Consider the following 4,214-nt stretch of genomic DNA (forward strand, 5'->3'; position numbering starts at 1 on the left):
CGGCAGGGCGGGGGCGGCCAACGACGCCAGGTCCAGCTCGAAGGCGAACACGTCCACGTCGATCTCCATGGCCTTGGCCAGGCGCGGGTGGATCTGACCGATCCAGCCCAGGCTGACGCCGTCACGGGAGACCTCGGCCGACCGTGCCGGGTGGCCATACGGACGCTGTGACGGCGTGAACGCCAGCGCCGCGCCACTGGCCGCGGCCAGCGATTCCAGGTCGCCCTTGAGGTCATGGAAATCGACCTTGCGGGTCGGCAGACCCCACTGCTGGGTGTCTGCATCACCACAGATCGCGGCGGCCACGCACTGGGTTTCCAGCGGCGCGGGTTGGCCTTCGCCGGCCTGCTTATGGAATACGCGGCCGAGTTCGAACAGGCGCACACGACCGAGCTGGCGCGCGGCATTGCGGCCCAGAGTGGCGACCAGGCCCGGCAGCAGCGACGGGCGCATCACCGCCAGTTCTGCGGAGAGCGGGTTGGCCAGCGCGACCAGGCCCTCGTCCAGCTGCCACTGTGCAAGCAGCGCGGCATCGACGAAGGCGTAGTTGATGGTTTCCTGCAGGTCACGAGCGACCAGCTGGCGACGGACGCTCAGGTCGTCCAGGCGGGTTTCGGTCGGCATCGCCACGCGCGAGGCGCCGCCCGGCAGCGTGGTCGGAATCTGCTCGTAGCCGTGGATACGGGCCAGCTCTTCGATCAGGTCTTCTTCGATGGCGATGTCGAAGCGGCGGCTAGGCGCGGTGACCTGCCAACCATCGACGGTCGCGGCCACCTCCATGCCCAGCGCGCGCAGGATGCGCTCCACATCGGCATCGGCGATCTGGATGCCCAGCACGCGCGCGATACGGGCGCGGCGCAGGCTGATGGTGGCGGTCGCGGGCAGGTCAGCCTCACGCACGGCCTCGGTGACCGGCGCAGGCGTGCCGCCGGCCAGGTCCAGAATCAGGCGGGTGGCGTACTCGATCGCCGCGCGCGGCAGCACCGGGTCGACGCCGCGCTCGAAGCGGTGGCCGGCATCGGTGTGCAGGCCGAGCTTGCGGCCACGGCCCATGATCGCGGCGGGCGCGAAGTGCGCGGCCTCCAGGAATACGTTCGTGGTGTCGTCGGTGACGCGCGTATCGAAGCCGCCCATCAGGCCGGCCAGCGCGATCGGGCGGTCCGCATCGGTGACGAGCAGGAAGCTGTCGTCCAGCGCGGCATCGCGACCGTCGAGCAGTTTCAGGGTTTCACCGGCGCGCGAACGGCGCACGCCGATGCTGCCCTGCAGAGTGCCCAGATCGAACGCATGTATCGGCTGGCCGAGTTCCAGCATCACGTACTGGGTGACGTCCACCAGCAGCGAGACCGGGCGCACGCCACTGCGGCGCAGGCGCTCGGCCATCCACAGTGGGGTCGCGGCGCGGGCGTTGACGCCCTCGATCACGCGGCCGACGTACCGCGGCGCTTCGGCACCGGCGTCCAGCTGGACCGTCAGCTCGCGCGTGCCCACGGCGGCGACCGGCGCGGCATCGAACGGCACCACTTCACTGGCGCATGCGGCGGCCACGTCGAAGGCGATGCCGCGGATGCTGAAGCAGTCGGCGCGGTTGGGGGTCAGCTTGATCTCGATACTGGCGTCGGGCAGGCCGAGGTACTCGACCAGGGTCTGGCCGACGGGCGCATCGTCCGGCAGTTCGAACAAGCCGGACGCATCGGTGTCCAAGCCCAGCTCCTTGGCCGAACACAGCATGCCATTGGATTCCACGCCACGCAGCTTGGCCGGCTTGATCTTCAGATCGCCGATCTGCGCGCCGACCATCGCCAGCGGCGCGACCAGACCCGGGCGCGCGTTCGGCGCGCCACAGACGATCTGCAGGTGCTCGCCCTGCCCCGCATCGACCTGGCAGATCTGCAGGCGGTCGGCTTCGGGATGGCGTTCGGCGGAAATGATCTTCGCCACGACCACATGCTGCAGGCCATCGCCCAGCGCATCGACCTCTTCCACTTCCAGACCGATCGCGGTCAGCACCGCGCTGAGTTCATCGCGCGAGACGGTGGTCGGGACGTGGCTGCGCAGCCAGTTTTCAGAGAATTTCATGGTGTCACCCTGGTGGACCCGGCGCAGGCGCCTGGGCCGTGATGGTCTTCAATCCTGTCCAGCCGGGCATGGCCCGGCGCTACGCTGACGCGCTTACGCGAACTGCTTCAGGAACCGCACGTCGTTTTCGAAGAATGCGCGCAGGTCGTTGACGCCGTAACGCAGCATCGCGAAGCGCTCCACGCCCAAACCGAAGGCGAAGCCGGTGTAGCGCTCCGGATCGATGCCGACGCTGCGTAGCACGTTCGGGTGGACCATGCCGCAGCCGAGTACTTCCAGCCAGCGGGTGCTGCCATCGGGCTGCTGCCAGGCGATGTCCACTTCCGCGCCGGGTTCCACGAAGGGGAAGTAGCTGGGACGGAAACGCATCTCGAAATCGCGCTCGAAGAACGCGCGCACGAACTCGGACAGCGTGCCCTTGAGATCGGCAAACGTGGAGTGCTCATCGACCAGCAGACCTTCCACCTGGTGGAACATCGGCGAATGGGTCTGGTCGCTGTCGCTGCGGTACACCTTGCCGGCCGCGATCATCCGCAGCGGCGGGGCGTGCTCGCCCATGTAGCGCACCTGCACACCGGAGGTATGCGTGCGCAGCAGGCGGCCATCGCCGAAATAGAAGGTGTCGTGCATCGCGCGCGCCGGGTGGTGCGGCGGGAAGTTCAGCGCTTCGAAGTTGTGCCAGTCGTCTTCGATTTCCGGGCCTTCGGAGAGCTCGTAACCGAGGCGGCCGAAGATCTCGGTGATGCGCTCCAGGGTACGGGTCACCGGGTGCAGTCCACCGCGCTCTTCGCGACGGCCAGGCAAGGTGATGTCGATCGCTTCCGCGGCCAGGCGCGCGTCCAGCGCAGCGTCTTCCAGCACGGACTTGCGATCACCCAGCGCGCTGGTCAGCGCGTCACGGGCACGGTTGATGGCTTCGCCGGCGGCTTTGCGCTCATCGGCTGGCAGGCCACCGAGCTGCTTGAGCTGGGCGGTGATGCTGCCGTTCTTGCCCAGCAGGGCCACGCGCAGGACTTCCAGCGCGTCGGGGCTCTGGGCAGCGGCCACGTCGGCCAGTGCCTGCGTGGTCAGGGATTGGATGTCACTCATGGATAGCCGGAGCCTCGCGTCGGTATGCCATCGCGATGCGCGTCGGGCCGACCCCCGTCGCCACCGCTGTCGATCGATGGCACCGGGAGGGCCACCGCCAACACAAAAAAGAATGGGGAAGGACTTGCGCCCTTCCCCATGCATTTGCCTTACCCACAGCCGTTGCGCGTGAACGGCAACGGCAGGGGAATGGACTTATGCCGCCAGTGCGCCCTTGGCCTTTTCGGCCAGTGCAGCAAAACCAGCTGCGTCGTGCACGGCGATGTCAGCCAGAACCTTACGGTCCAGGGTGATGCCGGACTTGAGCAGGCCGTTCATGAAACGGCTGTAGCTCAGGCCGTTGATGCGGGCAGCCGCGTTGATGCGGGTGATCCACAGCGAACGGAAGTTGCGCTTCTTCTGCTTACGACCGATGTAGGCGTACTGCTGTGCCTTGATCACGGCCTGCTTGGCAACGCGGAAGACCTTGCGGCGAGCGTTGTAGTAACCCTTCGCCAGGGTCAGAATTTTCTTGTGGCGGCGACGCGCCTGTACGCCACGCTTTACTCGTGCCATGGGTCAGTCCTCAGAGGTAGGGAAGCATACGGTTCAAACGGCCTGCGTCTTCTGCACGAACATGGTTCGTCTGACGCAGATTGCGCTTCCGCTTGGTCGACTTCTTCGTGAGGATGTGGCTACGGTTGGCGTGGCCAGCCTTGAACTTGCCGGACGCGGTCTTGCGGAAGCGCTTGGCCGCCGCCCGGTTGGTCTTGATCTTGGGCATTGCTATGTCCTTGATGATGTTTTGTCACTGACCAGGGCGGTGGCATTGCCACACTTTCCGTCCGTGCCCTTGCCTGCTTGTAAGCCCGGGATCCCCTATGGGAACCAGGCCGGTCCTGTTTGCCGTTGAAACAGCGTGCCTTTGTGGGGCGGGAAACCGTTCAAAACAGCACCCCCGCAAAACGGGGCCGCCCATTATGCCCGTGAATCCAGGCAGTTGCAAACGCTTGATTGGGCGGGTGTTTACCGGTGCCGGTAGGCGTGGAACGCCTACCGGCCGGGGG

The 4,214-nt window shown here is 66.5% G+C and carries 4 protein-coding genes; all 4 read right to left on the reverse strand.

Annotated elements, in window-relative coordinates; all coding sequences use genetic code 11:
• On the reverse strand, positions 1–2,079 hold a 2,079-nt coding region (gene pheT / locus ACE026_RS07450), incomplete at its 3' end, for a phenylalanine--tRNA ligase subunit beta (protein WP_486038564.1).
• Positions 2,080–2,172: 93 nt separating this feature from the next.
• Entirely contained in the window at positions 2,173–3,168 is a 996-nt protein-coding gene (locus tag ACE026_RS07455) for a phenylalanine--tRNA ligase subunit alpha (protein ID WP_486038565.1), read from the reverse strand.
• 195 nt (positions 3,169–3,363) lie between these two features.
• Positions 3,364–3,723, reverse strand: coding sequence for a 50S ribosomal protein L20 (rplT, locus tag ACE026_RS07460; protein ID WP_017355264.1), 360 nt, complete (start codon positions 3,721–3,723; stop codon positions 3,364–3,366).
• A 10-nt stretch (positions 3,724–3,733) separates the two neighbouring features.
• On the reverse strand, positions 3,734–3,931 hold the full coding sequence (rpmI, locus tag ACE026_RS07465; protein ID WP_017355265.1) for a 50S ribosomal protein L35: 198 nt from the start codon (positions 3,929–3,931) through the stop codon (positions 3,734–3,736).
• Between the last annotated feature and the right edge of the window lie 283 nt (positions 3,932–4,214).

The sequence above is a fragment of the Stenotrophomonas sp. AGC87 genome (assembly GCF_057333975.1).